This window comes from Crocosphaera sp. UHCC 0190, assembly GCF_034932065.1.
Lineage (GTDB): Bacteria > Cyanobacteriota > Cyanobacteriia > Cyanobacteriales > Microcystaceae > UHCC-0190.
This window is the reverse complement of the sequence record NZ_JAYGHP010000013.1, coordinates 54,041-70,763: the sequence shown is the minus strand read 5'-3', so window position 1 is coordinate 70,763 and position 16,723 is coordinate 54,041. Positions and strand designations below refer to the sequence as shown.

The following is a 16,723-nucleotide window of genomic DNA, read 5'->3' as shown; positions in this document are numbered from 1 at the left end:
CCTTAGTTATTCGTGTTTCAATTGTCAAAAACTTCTTTTACGTGAATTTATTGCAGATGAGAGAGATTCAAAACAGTCCGATTGGTATTTTCGATAGTGGTGTGGGTGGATTGACTGTTTTACGGGAACTTTACCGACAGTTGCCCCAGGAATCCATTCTTTATTTTGCTGATACGGCTAGACTTCCCTATGGTAATCGTCCTTCTGGCGAGATTTTACAATTTGTTCGGGAAATTTTGACTTGGATGGCCCAACAAAATGTTAAAATGGTCATCATGGCCTGCAATACGAGTTCTGCCCTGGCCTTGGAAGCAGTACGTCAAGAGTTTGATTTTCCCATTTTAGGGGTGATTTTACCAGGAGCAAAGGCGGCCGTTAAACAAGGTCAACGCATCGGGGTGATTTCTACACCAGCAACCGCTAAAAGCAATGCTTACCGTCAAGCGATTCAAGAAATTGATCCCAATGCCCAAGTTTGGCAAATCCCTTGTCCTGAGTTTGTGCCACTAATTGAACAAAACCGCATTTGGGAACCCTACACGAAACAGATGGCCCAATTGTATCTTCAACCATTACTGGCTCGGAATATCGATACTTTAGTCTATGGTTGTACCCATTATCGTCATCTGGAAACGGTGATTAAAGGAATTGTTCCCCCCACAGTCAATCTAATCGATCCGGCCCGTTATGTGGTGCAAGCGGCGGAAAAAGAGTTAAAATTAATGGCACTCGGACAAACTCGGCCAGCTTTACCCACTCGCTTCGCTGTCAGTGGTTGCCCCCAAACCTTTTCCCAACTCTCTCAACAATGGTTAGGATATCATCCCACGGTTGAATCCGTGTCTTTGCCGACGATGGTGACGGCGGCGGTCACTTGGGAAGAAGTGGAAATGCTAGAATGAGTTAAGGATTGGCTTTGACGTACACATCCTCACACCTTTACCAATCCTTTAAATTCGTAAATTATTTGCTTATAATGGTTGATCTCAAGGCAAATTGTTTTAGCCAACATCACGGCGGGTGGGGGATAACCACTTACCCGTGCGCTGAGCGAGTATTAACAATCCATAAATCATCAACAGGTAGAGAGCGGCAAGAATCAGAGTGATCAGAGGCATTGTCTTGTCTTCAGGTTTTCATTGCTAAGGTGGACACTAGGTTAAAGTCAACAAATTTAGATTTTTAATAGTTAGCTGAAATCAACAGTCGTTAAAAATAACACTGCTGGAATCTAGCAAGGGAAAAGCTTTCACTCTCCTGAACTTGCCGTTAAACAACCCCGCTTTTAACTGAACCTAAACAGCTTCAGGCTTCTGCTCAATGCCAGCCCCTGCTGTTTACTGTCTACTGCGATCAAAGCTAAGGCACTCCAAATTAAGGCCCTTTGGCGACCCATCAGCAACCAATCATTGCTGACTTTCCCTCTTCTCCTAAAACCGCCTAGATTAAATAGGCATCTGGGGCATTTTAGTTGTGAGGGGGGAAATTCTTAAAACCCTTACTACTAACTTAACATAAGAATTCAGAAATGGAGGATTTTTTTGGGGATTTTACCGAGTTGGTTGGGGGTTGGGGAAAGAAAATAACAAATCAAGTTCCCTTGTCTGGAAAGGTTAGCTTAAAATAAATACAAGGATATGTAAACTTTCGTAACTGAATAACCAGGTTTGGCTAACTGAATGATCTCAACCACCTCTCTATTTTCTCCCGTTGACAACGATTTGCGCCTTCTAACAGAGAACTTAAAACGTTTAGTGGGGGCCCGTCATCCCATTCTAGGAGCGGCTGCTGAACATCTGTTTGATGCTGGGGGTAAGCGGATTCGTCCAGCTATTGTCTTGTTAGTTTCACGGGCCACTATGCTGGAGCGTGAAATTACCCCACGTCATCGTAGATTAGCAGAAATTACGGAAATGATCCATACAGCTAGTCTTGTCCATGATGATGTGGTCGATGAAGCAGAATTACGGCGTAATGTTCCCACAGTCAACAGTTTATTTGATAACCGAATTGCGGTGTTAGCTGGGGATTTTTTATTTGCTCAATCTTCTTGGTATTTAGCTAATTTAGATAATTTAGAAGTAGTGAAACTGCTATCAGAAGTGATTCGAGATTTTGCTGAAGGAGAAATTCTTCAAGGCATTAATCGCTTTGATACCAGTTTAACCTTGGATGCTTATTTAGAAAAAAGCTACTACAAAACTGCTTCTTTAATTGCCAATAGTGCCAAATCAGCAGGGATTTTAAGTGATGTATCCACAGAAGTCATCGATAATCTTTATGCCTACGGACGTTATTTAGGATTAGCATTTCAGATAGTGGATGATATCTTAGATTTTACCTCATCAACTGAGGTTTTAGGCAAACCCGCAGGCTCAGATTTAATCAGTGGAAATATTACTGCCCCTGCTTTATATGCCATGGAGGAAACCCCCTATTTAGAAACATTAATTGAACGAGAATTTAGTGAGCCAGGAGACATTGAAAAGGCGTTATCTATTGTGAAAGAAAGTCACGGCATTGAGCGATCGCGGGAATTAGCCGCTTATCATGCTCAATTGGCTCTCAAACACCTTGATTGTCTGCAACCGTCTGTTTCTGCTCAGTCGTTAACTGATTTAGCGGATTATGCTTTGAGTCGTCTTTATTAAGAGATGGCCAGACGTTCAGTTTAAAAATCCTTGAATAAAATAGGGCAAGGTTGATAATTATCTTGTTCCCATAGTTTACCTTGTCATTTGAGAACATCTTCTGCTATTTTAATAAAATTAGCTATCATTTTGCTGTCTTTTACAACTGTTTAAATCAAAGTGTCCTACGCCATTGACTTCGGTACCAGCAACACCATAATTACCCGTTTAAACCCTGTCACGGCAACCCCAGAAATGGTTAAACTGCCAGGAGTTTGTCAACAATTGGGGAATAATCCCCCTTTAATTCCGAGTTTAGTCTATATTGAAAATGCGGAGCAAGCGCAAATATTAGTGGGTCAAAAAGTACGAGATCGCGGTTTGGATTTATCTAATAATCCGCGATTTTTTCGACAGTTTAAGCGAGGTATTGGGGCAAATATTCAAGGTTTTTTGCCGGAATTAGATGGTCAATCAATTACTTTTGAGCAAGTGGGAGAATGGTTTTTAAGTGATTTAATTAAACAGATAAAGAATGAAAGTGTTACGCCCTTAGATTCTTTGGTTTTAACGGTTCCTGTTGATAGTTTTGAAACCTATCGTCATTGGTTAAGTCAAGTTTGTCTAGGGTGGAATATTGAACAGATTAGACTATTAGATGAACCCACAGCAGCAGCATTAGGCTACGGAAAAACTGAAGAAAGTTTATTATTAGTGGTAGATTTTGGGGGAGGAACAATTGATTTATCTTTGGTGCAGTTAGGGGTAGAAAACAAACAACAAAATCAAGGATTTATTTTAAAGTGGGGGCAAAAATTCTTAGGAGAAAGTTCAGGACAGAAAGCGAAACTTGCCCGTGTTTTAGCGAAAGCTGGCTCAAATTTAGGGGGTTCAGATATTGATGATTGGTTGATTAATTATTTTGCTGATACTCAAAATTTACCCAAATCTTCTTTAACTTTAAGATTAGCAGAACGGCTAAAAGTTAAATTATCTTCTGAAATTGAAGCCAATGAAGTCTATTTTAATGATCAAACCTTTGAGAGTTATGAATTAGCTTTACACCGAGAACAATTTGAAACTATTTTAAAAGAACAGCAATTTTTTGAGAAATTAGATGAATTAATGACTCAAGTTTTGCAACAAGCAAGACGAAATGGTATTGAAAAAACGGATATTGATGGGGTGTTATTAGTGGGGGGAACGGTACAAATTCCCTCAGTACAAACTTGGGTTAAACAATACTTTGAAGAGTCAAAAATTAAATGCGATCGCCCCTTTGAAGCCATTGCCCAAGGAGCCTTACAATTAGCCCAAGGATTTGAGGTCAAAGACTTCTTATATCATAGTTATGGTATCAGATATTGGAACCGTCGTAAAAACTGTCATAGTTGGCATCCTATCATCAAATCAGGGCAAGCTTATCCGATGAGTAACCCCATAGAAATTATGTTAGGAGCATCAATTGAAAATCAACCTAGTATAGAATTAATTATCGGGGAATTAGGGGCAGAAACAGGGGGAACAGAAGTTTATTTTGATGGTGATCGTTTGGTGACTCGTTCTATTAGTAATGGAGAGACAAATGTACAACCGTTAAATGATCGAGATGGGGCGCGAACCATTGCTCAATTAGATCCTTTAGGTTCCCCTGGAAGTGATAGAATTAAGTTACAATTTTGGGTAGATAATCAGGGATTTTTAAGGATTAATGTGGAAGATTTATTGACACAAAATCAGTTAGCCAATAATCAAATTGTTACTCAATTAAGTTAAACAAAAGTGATGCTCAACTCATAAAATTAAGAAACTTTTGGATCACGAAGGAATTGGCAATATCAATAAAAAAGGCTCCCACTAAAGGAAGAATAATAAACGCTTGAGGGGAAGCCCCAAATTGTTCTGTAACAGCAGTCATATTGGCGATCGCCGTTGGGGTTGCACCTAACGTCAATCCAGAATACCCTGCGGAGATAACCGCAGCATTATAATTTTTGCCCATGACAGGAAAGACAATAAAGATGGTATAAAGCGTACTGATCAACAACTGCGCCAACAGTAAGAAGGCGATCGCTCCCCCCATATCTGCTAATGTCCACAACTGCAAACTCATTAATGACATCGCAAGGAACAAACCGAGAGCAAGATCAGAGATTAACGCCAGAGAAGGGGTTTCAGTAGGCCAAGGAAAGCGTTTTAAGATGAGTGGCATGATGTTGGTTAAGATAATTCCCGCCAATAAACAGGCGACGAAATCAGGCAATTTTAACCCTATCAAGGTAGCGAGAACATTGATTTGAAGTCCTAAACCAATAGCGGCAGCAATCACTAAGAAGGAATTCAGCATAGTATTGTAGTCAATTTTGACATTCCTCCGGTTATGCTTGATTCCGATGGCGAGTTCTTGCTCTTGATAATTGGGTCGAAGTCGGTTTCTAATAATCAAAAATTTTGCGGTTGGCCCCCCAATAATTCCCCCCAAGACCAAACCAAAAGTGGCACTAGCAATGCCAATTTCCGAAGCATTGGCAATCCCATAATTGTTCATAAAAATAGGCGACCAAGCGATCGCCGTTCCATGGCCACCACTCAGAGCAACTGAACCCGAAAGCAGGCCAATGGGCAAATCTAGCCCCATTAATGCAGCCATCCCTACCCCAGTAAGATTTTGGATAAATAGATAACTCACCGCAGTTACTAACAAAATTAAGAGGGGTTTTCCTCCTTTTAGAAGGGTTTTCAGCTTGGAGGAAATTCCAATAGTTGTAAAAAAAATAATTAAAAAAGCATCACGGGCATAGAGAGCGAATTCTATTTGAAACTTAAAGACAGCATAAAAAATACCAAAAATTAAGGAGGCTAAAACACCTCCTGACACAGCATCAGGGATGTTGAAATTCCGCAAAAAACTAATCTGTTTTGTTAGATACTTACCAAGATAAAGGACTAAAATAGCTACAATAATGGTTTGGCGTACATCTAATTGAAAGATACTCATCATCTGAAATCATAATTGGTTAGCCAATATTCAAATTGTAGCGCAATTAAGTTAGTTCGTAGTTAGGGGTTTAATCCTATCAATCAGCCTTAAAAGGATTACTAAAACCCTCAAACATAGATAATTATTAATAATTGATATATTTTGCAAATAATTGGGCTTAATAATATTAAGCCCTGGATATGGAATATTTATTTCACCCCGAAGCAATCAACGAATATTTTGAATAATTAACAGCTTACTCATTTATATTTCTCCCAAATATATAAGTCTTCGGGACGATCAATATCGGATAAAACAGGTAAAAGATAATAACTTAAATTGAGTCCATCAGCAATATTTGTCGTCATGGATAAAACTTCAGATGTTCCCCAAAGAATCTCTCTAAATAATTCAGGAATAACTCTTTTTAAGCCAATTAAATAATAACCACCGTCGGCAGCTTCTCCTAACACTAAATCATGATTTTCTAAATAATTAAAAGCATTTTTAAGAATATTTATATTAAGATCAGGACAATCAATACCAATAATGACAGCCTTAGAAAAACCCAATTTGAACGACTCAATAAAAGCCATATTCATGCGATTTCCTAAATCTCCCCTTGCTTGGGAATAGTAACTTAAATTATCCCCTAACCATGCTTGCATTAATTCCTTATTTTTGCCTGTATAATAGATAGAAATTGCAAGATTATTTAACAGTTTTTTGGCTTGTTTTACTGTATGTTCTGTTAATTGTTTTTGTAAATTTGCTGCTCCTTCTGCACCCAAAACAGGAATTAAACGGGTTTTTGTTTTTCCAGGTTCAGGATAGCGAGTAAAGATAATTAGACAATGATTTGATGATAATTTATGCTGAGACATTTTTAAGGATTTTTAACGATAATTATCACACCGTTATAGGGGTCAACGGCCGTTGACCCCTACTTATTTAACTGTGCGGTAGCTAACGGAATTTGTTCCCAAAGGTAAGAAAATTGTAAACACTTCACCTTGTTGCGATCGCTGACGAACAATTAACTTACCACCTAAACGATGAAAGAGATTTTTTGTCACATCTAAATTAAGACTTAGACTGCCTGTTTCTGGTTGAAACATTAACAGTTGTCCTAATGCTTGAAGCGGGTTATTTGGTTGATTAGATTCTGTTTGAAATTGTAACTTTAATTGATGACCAGCAGTGCTAACTTGCACCCGAAGATGTCCCCCACTTGTTAGATTACGAGTACATTTTTCAATCAATCCAGTTAACACTTGATCCAACATTCCTGGATCACTAACCACTTGGGGTAATTTCTTGGGAAGTCCCACATCAAGCACTACATTTCGTCGTTGGGCTAGTTTTTTCCAACGGGGAATACATTGATTTAACAAACCTTCTAAAGACGTTGGTACTAATTCAACCCCTAAGTTGTGATTAGTTTTGCTTTTCAGTTCTGTGGCCCGGAAAATCAATTCCATGCGATTAATTTGTTCCGTACATTCTTGATCAATATTCTCTAATAATTTTCTCATTTTTGGCTCTAATTCTCGACCCCTTAATAATAGCCTTGTCATCGTACGAATACTGGTCAAAGGCGTGCGAATTTCATGGGTTAATGCCTGTAATAAAGCAATATCTGTGGCTTCATCAATTCCTGGAATATGTAAAGGAATATCAGCCACTTTTTTCGCCGTTTTTTTAGATGTTTCTAACTCACAAAAAGAATGAATTTTTCGAGAAGAAAGAGCAGGAAATTGAGGCAAATAATGGAGAAGTAAGCGACTAAATTGGCTAACAATACGATAATTAGGCGCAACTGGGGGAAATTCTTGAAAACACCTATCTAACTGCCGTAATTGAGGATGATGGGTCATGACAAGACGCGATCGCAAGGTTAACCAACCTTCTTCTACCACATCAGGATCAAAGGAAAATTGAAAGGCGGGCAGTCCTAGAGGATCTTCCCCTAAAACCATCATTAAACCAAAATGAGGGGTCAAAACCAGGCAAAATTGTTCAGTAAGCAGAGGATCTTGAGGGGACAAAGGCAGTTCGGTAATTCCTGGGGAATCGGTATTTACACAAGTTGATTGGGCCGCTGGTAACTGAAACCGTTTTCGTACCAAGTTTTGACCCATTTGTAAAGTAAAAATTCCCGTCTGAAGTTGGTTGGTGAGGGTGGTATGACAAAGGATGGGGGTAGGGGCTGATAAAATCAGTCCTTGAGAGGTAAATCCTACCTCCGTTGTCTTCTCAATTTCAGATAACAGTAAGGTTTCTAAAGCGGCGATCGCACTAAACCATTGTCCTTGGGCCTTAAGTCGAAGTTGGTCAATTTCCTCGGTGGTTTGTTGAGACACACAAGGTTGAATCACCGTCTCTTCGTGACGATTAATAATATCGCTTAGTTTCCCTAATACTCCCTCAGACACAATCATGAATTTCTCTCAGTGCAAACAATTGACCTCTAACATCTCTGATGGTAATGGAATCAAGGGATTAAGAATAGTGGTAGAACCGAACCGAATTAGGGGCAATTTCCCCAGGAAGGATTGATGGGTGGTTTCAGTTGAAAAGAAGTCACAACCTGTCAGTGATCTGATTGCCAAAATTCTACTTCAGCATCCCTTAACATTTCATCAATTAATGGTTTTTATAAGGTGACTTGGCTGAGAATATATTGTAAACGATCATAATCATCTTTTAATAAAATGCTTAACGTTCGTCCGACTCTAACTAACCAATCTCTGTCAGCTTTTCGTAACAAGTAAATTTCTCTAATTGCCGCCGCGATTAATGCTTCTGATGGAGCTTCTTTAACTTGCAAAAGAATCCGTAAAAATTCCACTTGCTCACTAAAATAAACGATTTCGATGGGTTGACACCGATGTACAGCTTGATGAATTTGAGGGGGACGAGGAGGCAAAAATTGATAAACTTTTCCTAAATTTTGTCCATTGCCATTGCCCATATTTTGAGGAGATTCAAAGCCAACAATTGCGGCCCGAAACTCAGTTTTGAGCATAGCAAAAATTTGGGGTTGTTGTTCCCGTAAATCGGCTAAAGATAATCCTAATGCTCTCGCACGATGGACGGAATCAATGGGGGTTGTCGTCGCATAGGTAACAATTCCCAAAATCTTATTGCCTGATTCTTCATCTAAGGATTTTACCCAACTGCCAAAAGGTGGCATAATAGGAAAACTTAAGGTTTCTGGTTCCAAACATTGGGCTAAAAATTGCGTGGTTGATGTTTCAATCACTTCCGCAATATGATCGGGATGACGACTATCTGTGGCAAATTGGGGTAAGGGAAGACGCATAATTAAATCAACAACTATAGAGACGCAAAATTTTGCGTCTATCAAAAAATAAAATAATTTAATTCAATCCAATAATCTTACTTTTTCTTGCCTGAAGTTAGATCAACAGCTTCTATTTCAGATAACAGAAAAGTAACGAGTTTATCCCAATTTCCACCTTCAAATAATACAGCAGCTTTTCCGTCACTTACTCGCTGTACCAGTCCTTCAAAACGGTAGTAAGTATCATTAGGATTAGTGATGCGTACTGTTGTGCCTGGTAAAATTAACATGGTCTTGATCTGGATTCAAAAAGTTTCTCCCTCTAGCTTAGCAGTATAATCCCTATTTGTGGACAATGATGTTAAGGATATTTTTTCAAGAATTGCTGACTTTTTGCGTCTTGGTTATTTCAAGATGATTGTAAGAGTTTTTGATAAAAAATTAATAATTGTTGTGCGAGGGCTTTATTGGTATATTTTTCTAAGACTCTTTGATAGCCTTTCTCTGCTAATTCTTGGGCTAACTGTGGCTTTTCTATGAGTTGAGTTAAACAAACTTGTAAGGCGTGATCATCTCCTTCAGGAAAAATCAATCCAGCGTCTTCAATAACATTAGGAATTTCCCCAGAATTAGAGCCAATAACGGGAACTTTACAGGCCATAGCTTCAATTAAAACATGACCAAATTGTTCTTTCCAACCTACAGCAGTTAAGGTTTTAAATTCATAGGTTGTTTCTGAGGGTAAAACTAAAACATTCATCAAGTTAATATAACGAGGGACTTGAGCGTGGGGAACACTTTCAATAATAATTAATCTATCTTTAAGTCCAAGTTCTTGAGCTTGATTAAGAATTGTTTCTTTTAATTCTCCCCTACCCAATAAGAGGAGTTTCCAAGAATAATGAGATAACTTAGCCACGGATTTTAATAAAGTTAAAATTCCTTTCTCTGTTACAAATCTTCCCACAAATCCAATCACGAATTCTTCTGGTTTAATACCTAGTTCATTGGCTAATTCAGGCTGTTTTTGGGGAGAAAACAAAGTTTCGTCTACTCCCAATTGCGGCATTACTTGAACAGCTTTATTATAACCATGATCTTGTAAAATATCAGCCGCATCTTGATTTCCAGCGACTAACCCATCAGTATTTTTGAGGTTATATTGTTCTAACAAAGCAATGGGGAATTTGGAAGCATAGGGAAGATTCCACCAAGTAAAAAATAGATTTTTTGCCTTGAGATTTAACCCGCGATTAAGGGTGATTAATTGAGCATAAGCAAAGGATTTAACTCCTTGTTCAACTTGAATAATTTGGGGCTTAAACTCTTGTAATAAAGAAATAATCTCTAATCCAAATGTTAATAATCCTTGATTATTTTTACTAAAATTAGAAAGCGGAATTACCTTAAAATTTCCCTCAGTGCGAGGTTTTGTCTCAATTAGTTTATTTTGTACCCCACCTGGCCGCCATTGTTTCGGGACAACAATTATGACCTCAATATTCGGTTCAAGATTGGCTAGAGTCCTGAATTTTTCACAGTTGAGATCAACAATATAGGTGTGACTAGCAACTAAAATTTTCATATTAGTGTTAATTAACAATCAAGTTTATTTAAGCTATCTGAGAGAGTTGATTCTGATTCAATTGAGAGTTGTTTAAATCTTCTTGACTATAAATTTGTCCATCACTACCCTTGGCAAGAATAACTGTTTTCATAGCATCCAATAAACCCAAACTATAAAAAAACAAACGTACCAGAATTTTAAGGGGTGAACCACCTTTATTGCAGGGGGGATTTCCTAATACATGACAGTCAAAAAGTTTAGCATATAAACGTAATTGTTGATTAAGGTTTAGATTTTTCAGGGCCATTAAAAAATGATTATGATAGAAAGTGAGTTGATAATTAAAAGAACGGGTACTAATGTCGTGACATCCTCCTGTTTCTTCTCCTAAATGCACTAAATAAGCATCAGGTTCATACCAAATTTTATAACCTGTTTGTCTTAGCCTTAAGCAAAAATCAGACTCTTCTCTAACGGCACTCCCTCGAAATCTTTCATCGAACCAAATATTATATTTAGTAAAAATTTCCTTTCTAAAAGACATATTACAACCACGGGTTGAAATAACTTGTTGTGGTTTCGTTGTATGAACCAAATCAATATGATACCAAGCAATACCAGGATCCATTGCTTCTGGTGGTAAAATCTCAATAGTATAGGGAGATTCAGGGTTAGCAACCTTTTCAGAATCAGCCAATTTCATTCGGTCTAAAACCCGTCCCGCAATAGCTCCAATCCTTGGATCTTTCTGATAAGCTTCTACGTGAGCATATAGATAGTTTGGGGGTAATTGAACATCATCATCAATAAAGAGAATGATCTCCCCTTTAGCCCGTCGAACACCATAATTTCTAGCCCCTGGTAAACTAGCCCAATTAACGCGAAACCACTGGATTTTATGGGTGTTAACTAGCTGTTCTAAATAAGCTTGAATGCTTGGTTCATGGGTAAGAGTTTGATCAACGACGATAATTTCAAGATGGGGATAATCTTGCTTCAGAACATCTTCAAGGGTATCCTTTAAGATTTGTTCTCGGCGGTAGGTAGGAATAATTAAAGAAATCAAGGGATAGGTCATAATTTTAGGTGGCTGATGGAACTTTTTTAGTGGTTTTAACTCTCTTTTTCTTAGCGTCTTCTGCGTCTTTTTGGGCTTTTAACTTCGCTTGTTCCTCTTTATCAATAAGGGGCAATTTTAAAATAATACCAGCAAATAGCCAATAATAGACACAAACTGGATCAGTGTCCAAGGGATACCAATAGGGGAAATAGCTAATAATTAAGATAAACACCCAAAACCCAGAAGCAAAACTTTTTAGGGCTTTATCTTTTAAGGGTTTCATCGCCTTAAAAGTAAGAAAGGATAAATGACTGACAAAAATCATAAAGGCTCCTAAACCTAAAAACCCAATTTCAAATAAAAGTTTAGGATGATAGGTTTCTACTAAAGAAACAGAACCAAAAATTCGAGTAGAGTTTGTTGCTTTACCCAGACCCCTCCCTAAAATTCCTTTTTGGTTATCTAGGGCATATAGGAATTGGTCTTGCATAAAAACATAGGGAGGAGCCGCATTCCACCGAGCCACAAAACTGTCAATTCTTTCTTGAATAAAATCCGGATTTATAAAAGAAAATCCAACAAATAGAACAAAAGCAAGACCAATTCCAATGGGAATAAATCGCTTCAGGTTAGCAACTTGTCCCGTGAGAAATAGTAAAATAACAATTAATGCTGGCACCATCGCTAAGGCTATTCTTTGTCCACAGACAATCGCATTAATAAAAACTAGGGCCATACCCACTAAACCAGTATTGCGCCAAAAGAAAGATGTATCACTAAAAGCAACAGCAAAAGTAATAGCCGCATTTCCTATTAAAAACCATGCCCAGTGCCAAGGAGAGACAAAAGTTCCAGGTAGTCGAATTTGTCCTTGACTGGGACTATAAAGTAAAGAACCTCCTACTAAACATTTAGCCGTTAATTGGGGCTGGAATAATTTGAGTCCTGTTAGGTAATCTGTTCCCCGACATCGACCTGTTTTCAACATCCAATATTGAGCCAAGCCTAACAAACAACAAATAATCGCTAAAACAACCAGCAAGCGACCAAAAAAAAGTAACTTTTTTTTATCTTCAATTAAGTAATAAGCACAAAAAATCAAGGGAACATAACCAAGTAATACTTTTAATCCTATTACCCCTTGTAGAAAGGGAATTCCACTTCGACATGGGGTTCGTATAATGATTCCGTTGCTATCTAAAATAAAGTTTCCATTGGCATCCCGCAAAAATTCTTCATAGTCACTGAGAGAATCACAAGTAGGCAAAAAATGTTGCAATCCATTGACTAAAAATAGTGTGAGCAGGCTACAGGTTAAGATCAAAAGTAAAGTAGGAAGCAATTGTTTGGCCACGATAATGGGTTTTCTTTTGCGGCGACACTCTGTTATGAAGCCAAGTAAAGCAGGAATATAAAACCCATCTTTGGATATTTGAAAAAGGGCATTTCCCCCACCAATCCAGTAGGTTGCCGTACCACTGAATGGCATATAAATGAGAAAGGCCCACATAGCCGTTCGGGGATAATTGTAACAAATAACCATGGTTGGCACTAAAACGCCAACGCTAATACCGACTTTCGGGCTAATACTGAAACTCAAAGTCACTCCCACAATAATCGCAAAGAATAAAGAGAATCCGATCAAACTCATGAGTTTTCTCCTTTTTTCTCTCCCTTGGCGTTTTTGGGCCAGTTTTTCTTTGATATCAATGACTGAAGTCCCTTTTTGACCTTTGGTTGCTTTTCTTTTGCTCTTAGAGCGTACCATTATCTTTAAGCTGTTGTGACTGCCTGTGTAAATTATACATAATATACAAAAATTATTAAATTTTTAGGGCAATTGTTATAAATAACTCTGATATTTCTCTTGAATTAAGTTTTTTTATTAACTGATTATGATATAATATTGTGAATTTTATGTTTAAAATTTTTACTGATGTCTATTCCTCCTATTGCCTTAACATTAGGGATTTTGCTCTTAGCCTTAATTAGCTTTATTTTTGAGTTTTTACCTGTGGATACCACAGCGATAGGGATTGCCATATTATTAATTCTATGTGGTTTAGTGACTCCCGAAGAAGGTATTTCTGGATTTAGTAATTCTGCCACAATTACCGTCATGGCTATGTTTATTTTAAGTGCCGGAATTACCCGAACGGGAGTTTTACAAATTGTTAGAGATTTGTTATTTCAATTAGGGGGAAGAAGTCTCAGTAAACAAATTGTTTCTATGGGATTAATTGTGGGTTTTATCAGTGCTTTTATTAATAACACAGCTGTCGTCGCTGTTTTTCTTCCCATTGTAGAAGCTTGGGGAAAAAAACGCAAAATTTCTCTCTCAAAATTACTCATTCCTCTGTCCTACACCGCTATTTTAGGTGGCGTAATTACTATCATTGGTACATCAACTAATATCCTAGCCAGTGGATTATCAAAAAAGTTGGGTTATGGTGAATTTAGTATTTTTTTAATTACCCCTGTTGGTATTCCTACTTTCTTCATTGGGCTAACTTATTTGACTTTTATTGCTCCTCGATTATTACCGGAACGTAAGTCGACTAATAATCAGGGAGTTAATGTAGATTATGGCATGAAAGATTACGTTAGTGAAATCATTATTACCCCTCGTTCTAATCTCATTGGGCAAACATTGCGTCAAAGTGGAATTCAACGAAAATTTGACATTGATGTCTTAGAAATCATCCATAATGATCTTCATTTTCCTCAACCTTTGGCAGATAAAGTTTTATCATTAGGTGATATTTTATTAGTCAGGGGAAGCAAAGATGATTTACTGCAAATTCGAGATGAAAGAGGAGTAGATATCTTAGCTGATGTTCAATTTGACAAAAATACAATTGAAGAAGAACTCAGTTTTGGAGAAGATAAAGTGGCTGAAGTTTTGATTCTTTCTAATTCCCGTTTAATTGGTTCTACCCTCAAAGATTTACGCTTTCGACAACGGTATAATGCCACAGTTATCGCTATTCGTCGAGGGGAAGAATTACTGCGAGAAAGACTCGGTAAAGTTCGGCTACGCTTTGGGGATTTATTATTAGTTCAAGGGCCTAAAGAAAGTTTTATTGGGTTACAAACAACGAGAGAATTATTAGTGCTTGAAGAAAGAGATATAGAAACCCTACGCCAAGATAAAGCTTATATTTCTCTTGCCATTATTTGTGGTGTTGTTCTGACTGCTGCTTTTAATTTACTCCCGATTTTAGTCAGTAGTTTAGTGGGAGTAATGCTCATGATATTTACCGGATGTCTAAAACCTGGTGAAATTTATGGGGCCGTTCGTTGGGATATTATTTTCCTATTAGCTGGATTAATTCCTCTAGGAATTGCCATGGAAAACTCAGGAGCCAATCAACTTATCGCTCAATATATTGTTGTTTTGGGTAGTCATTTATCCAGTTACTGGGTGTTGGTTCTATTTTATTTAGCCACTGCTTTACTGACGGAAATTCTCTCTAATAATGCCTCGGTTCTTTTGATGTTACCTGTGGCCGCTGAAGTGGCTAAAAATCTCGGTCTTAACCCCTTGGCCTTTATGTTAGCTGTTATGTTTGCTGCTTCTAATAGCTATATGACTCCCATTGGTTATCAAACAAATACCATGGTCTACGGGCCAGGAGGATACCGATTTTTGGATTTTACCCGTGTCGGACTTCCTCTTACTTTGACCTTAACTTTGATTGTTCCCTTACTCATTGCCAAAATTTATGGACTGTCTTAGGAATCAATCATAACCGGGATAATTATTGCCTGGCGAAATATTAGATCGGTTAGGATTATAATATCTTTGATAGCCGCGATTATATTGAGACGGATAAGAATGGTTAGGATAATCACAATTACCGCAATATCCTCGTTGATTCCGTTCAATAATAATCCTTTCTCTCGAATAGGAATTGCCTCCCCCACCATAGTAGGAATTACCTCGATAATAAGATCGACTAGGTTGAGTATTAGGTGCGATGATTGTGCGATGAATGCCTGAATAGGGATTGGTTCTAATCTGGACGGGATAGGCTAAGATATCTTTAGGAAACCCACTCATCAAGAGGGTTATGCCTAACATTAGGCTAAAAGACTTATTGAACATAAGACCACCTCAATTCTGCCGAGAAGCGTCTGAGTCTTTTCTCAGTAGATTCTCCTATCTCCATTGTAAACTTTTCTCTAAGAGTCTCAGATTAAGTTATGTAGCATTAAAATTGAGAATAATGATTATGATGGTTAATATAAGGTACAAGTTTAATCACTAACTGATTAATTTTAGGATCGAGAAGATGAGTGATCGCAAACAAAATTCTATCTCCCGTGAGATGAAAAACCACGCTATGATTCTAGGCGGTTTTGTCGCAATTTTCTGGGTAACAGAATTATTAGATACATTTATGTTGAGGGGAAGCTTAGATCGCTTTGGTATTGTTCCTCACAGTCTTATTGGGTTGAGAGGCATTTTATTTGCCCCTTTTTTACATGGAAATTTTGCCCATTTAATTAGTAATACCATTCCTTTTCTAGTATTAGGATGGTTAGTCATGTTACAAGAAACCAGTGATTTTTGGATTGTTACTTTCTTAACCATGATTATCGGTGGTTTAGGGGTATGGTTTTTTGGCGCACCAGGATCAGTACATATTGGGGCAAGTATTCTGATTTTTGGCTATTTAGGCTTTTTGTTATTGAGAGGCTATTTTCAGCGAAATTTTGCTTCAATTTTTCTCTCAGTTATTGTCGGAGTTCTCTATGGAGGACTAATATTTGGCGTTTTACCGGGTCGTCCTGGAATTTCTTGGCAAGGTCATCTTTTTGGCTTTTTAGGAGGAGTTTTAGCGGCTAAATTGATTGCTAATGAAAAACGATTTTATTCTTAAAAGAAAGCGTGTACCTTCCTGGTTTGCTCTGGAATTAGTGGTACACGCACCATGACTTAATTTAGCATATTTTTTAGATGAACGTTTGATTAAGCTAGGCTTAAGGTAAGAAATAAGGAAAAAAGAGAAGTAATCAATGTAATCCAGATAACTTGCAAGTCTTCAGGCTTCATAAAAATCAACTCAATTTAAAAGTTCAGTATAGGTATTCTTTTTCAGTGTAACCCAAAGCTCTCAAAATAGCATGGGAAAATTTACTCTCTTCAATACGGGGTTTCCCGTACCTAGTTGTC

General features: G+C 37.7%; 14 protein-coding genes. 5 read left to right on the top strand and 9 right to left on the bottom strand.

Translation table 11 applies throughout. The features are described from left to right. The first annotated feature begins 56 nt into the window (after nt 1-56). The 3 genes from murI to VB715_RS16985 all read left to right on the top strand — a co-directional run bounded on the left by murI (nt 57) and on the right by VB715_RS16985 (nt 4,406). Nucleotides 57-902, top strand: coding sequence for a glutamate racemase (gene murI / locus VB715_RS16995; RefSeq protein ID WP_323302405.1), 846 nt, complete (start codon nt 57-59; stop codon nt 900-902). 777 nt (nt 903-1,679) lie between these two features. Then, on the top strand, nt 1,680-2,651 hold the full coding sequence (gene sds / locus VB715_RS16990) for a solanesyl diphosphate synthase (protein ID WP_323302404.1): 972 nt from the start codon (nt 1,680-1,682) through the stop codon (nt 2,649-2,651). A 159-nt stretch (nt 2,652-2,810) separates the two neighbouring features. Further along, entirely contained in the window at nt 2,811-4,406 is a 1,596-nt protein-coding gene (locus VB715_RS16985; protein WP_323302403.1) for an Hsp70 family protein, read from the top strand. Nucleotides 4,407-4,419: 13 nt separating this feature from the next. Here VB715_RS16985 and gltS read toward each other — a convergent pair whose 3' ends face one another. From gltS to hpsL, 8 genes are all read right to left on the bottom strand, one after another. Beyond that, the gene (gene gltS / locus VB715_RS16980) at nt 4,420-5,628 is read right to left on the bottom strand and encodes a sodium/glutamate symporter (protein ID WP_323302454.1); all 1,209 of its coding nucleotides are present in this window, start codon (nt 5,626-5,628) and stop codon (nt 4,420-4,422) included. A gap of 242 nt (nt 5,629-5,870) precedes the next feature. Further along, complete coding sequence (locus VB715_RS16975; protein WP_323302402.1) at nt 5,871-6,494, bottom strand: TIGR04282 family arsenosugar biosynthesis glycosyltransferase; 624 nt, start codon at nt 6,492-6,494, stop codon at nt 5,871-5,873. A 63-nt stretch (nt 6,495-6,557) separates the two neighbouring features. Next, a complete protein-coding gene (locus tag VB715_RS16970; protein ID WP_323302401.1) occupies nt 6,558-8,051 on the bottom strand; it encodes a HAMP domain-containing sensor histidine kinase in 1,494 nt (497 codons plus the stop codon). Nucleotides 8,052-8,266: 215 nt separating this feature from the next. Next, complete coding sequence (locus VB715_RS16965; protein WP_323302400.1) at nt 8,267-8,935, bottom strand: HAS-barrel domain-containing protein; 669 nt, start codon at nt 8,933-8,935, stop codon at nt 8,267-8,269. A gap of 77 nt (nt 8,936-9,012) precedes the next feature. Further along, the gene (locus VB715_RS16960; protein ID WP_323302399.1) at nt 9,013-9,207 is read right to left on the bottom strand and encodes an NAD(P)H dehydrogenase subunit NdhS; all 195 of its coding nucleotides are present in this window, start codon (nt 9,205-9,207) and stop codon (nt 9,013-9,015) included. Between the two features lie 119 nt (nt 9,208-9,326). Beyond that, a complete protein-coding gene (gene hpsO / locus VB715_RS16955) occupies nt 9,327-10,502 on the bottom strand; it encodes a hormogonium polysaccharide biosynthesis glycosyltransferase HpsO (protein WP_323302398.1) in 1,176 nt (391 codons plus the stop codon). A 28-nt stretch (nt 10,503-10,530) separates the two neighbouring features. Next, nucleotides 10,531-11,562, bottom strand: a complete 1,032-nt coding sequence (gene hpsN, locus VB715_RS16950; RefSeq protein WP_323302397.1) for a hormogonium polysaccharide biosynthesis glycosyltransferase HpsN — start codon at nt 11,560-11,562, stop codon at nt 10,531-10,533. Between the two features lie 4 nt (nt 11,563-11,566). Next, on the bottom strand, nt 11,567-13,312 hold the full coding sequence (gene hpsL / locus VB715_RS16945; RefSeq protein WP_323302396.1) for a hormogonium polysaccharide biosynthesis protein HpsL: 1,746 nt from the start codon (nt 13,310-13,312) through the stop codon (nt 11,567-11,569). Between the two features lie 168 nt (nt 13,313-13,480). Between hpsL and VB715_RS16940 the strand changes: the two genes are divergently transcribed. Then, complete coding sequence (locus tag VB715_RS16940) at nt 13,481-15,283, top strand: SLC13 family permease (RefSeq protein ID WP_323302395.1); 1,803 nt, start codon at nt 13,481-13,483, stop codon at nt 15,281-15,283. Nucleotides 15,284-15,286: 3 nt separating this feature from the next. On the opposite strand, the gene VB715_RS16935 is transcribed toward VB715_RS16940, so the two are convergent. Beyond that, on the bottom strand, nt 15,287-15,652 hold the full coding sequence (locus tag VB715_RS16935; RefSeq protein WP_323302394.1) for a hypothetical protein: 366 nt from the start codon (nt 15,650-15,652) through the stop codon (nt 15,287-15,289). A gap of 187 nt (nt 15,653-15,839) precedes the next feature. On the opposite strand from VB715_RS16935, the gene VB715_RS16930 reads away from it, so the two are divergent. Then, nucleotides 15,840-16,430 (top strand): rhomboid family intramembrane serine protease, encoded by a 591-nt coding sequence (locus tag VB715_RS16930; RefSeq protein WP_323302393.1) that lies wholly within the window; start codon nt 15,840-15,842, stop codon nt 16,428-16,430. Nucleotides 16,431-16,723 lie beyond the last annotated feature (293 nt).

Excerpts from the sequence above, each read along its gene's own strand:
- murI (WP_323302405.1), top strand. The coding sequence starts at position 57 with ATGAGAGAGATTCAAAACAGTCCGATTGGTATTTTCGATAGTGGTGTG.
- sds (WP_323302404.1), top strand. The coding sequence starts at position 1,680 with ATGATCTCAACCACCTCTCTATTTTCTCCCGTTGACAACGATTTGCGC.
- gltS (WP_323302454.1), bottom strand. The coding sequence starts at position 5,628 with ATGAGTATCTTTCAATTAGATGTACGCCAAACCATTATTGTAGCTATT.
- VB715_RS16975 (WP_323302402.1), bottom strand. The coding sequence starts at position 6,494 with ATGTCTCAGCATAAATTATCATCAAATCATTGTCTAATTATCTTTACT.
- VB715_RS16970 (WP_323302401.1), bottom strand. The coding sequence starts at position 8,051 with ATGATTGTGTCTGAGGGAGTATTAGGGAAACTAAGCGATATTATTAAT.
- VB715_RS16965 (WP_323302400.1), bottom strand. The coding sequence starts at position 8,935 with ATGCGTCTTCCCTTACCCCAATTTGCCACAGATAGTCGTCATCCCGAT.
- VB715_RS16960 (WP_323302399.1), bottom strand. The coding sequence starts at position 9,207 with ATGTTAATTTTACCAGGCACAACAGTACGCATCACTAATCCTAATGAT.
- hpsO (WP_323302398.1), bottom strand. The coding sequence starts at position 10,502 with ATGAAAATTTTAGTTGCTAGTCACACCTATATTGTTGATCTCAACTGT.
- hpsN (WP_323302397.1), bottom strand. The coding sequence starts at position 11,562 with ATGACCTATCCCTTGATTTCTTTAATTATTCCTACCTACCGCCGAGAA.
- hpsL (WP_323302396.1), bottom strand. The coding sequence starts at position 13,312 with ATGGTACGCTCTAAGAGCAAAAGAAAAGCAACCAAAGGTCAAAAAGGG.
- VB715_RS16940 (WP_323302395.1), top strand. The coding sequence starts at position 13,481 with ATGTCTATTCCTCCTATTGCCTTAACATTAGGGATTTTGCTCTTAGCC.
- VB715_RS16935 (WP_323302394.1), bottom strand. The coding sequence starts at position 15,652 with ATGTTCAATAAGTCTTTTAGCCTAATGTTAGGCATAACCCTCTTGATG.
- VB715_RS16930 (WP_323302393.1), top strand. The coding sequence starts at position 15,840 with ATGAGTGATCGCAAACAAAATTCTATCTCCCGTGAGATGAAAAACCAC.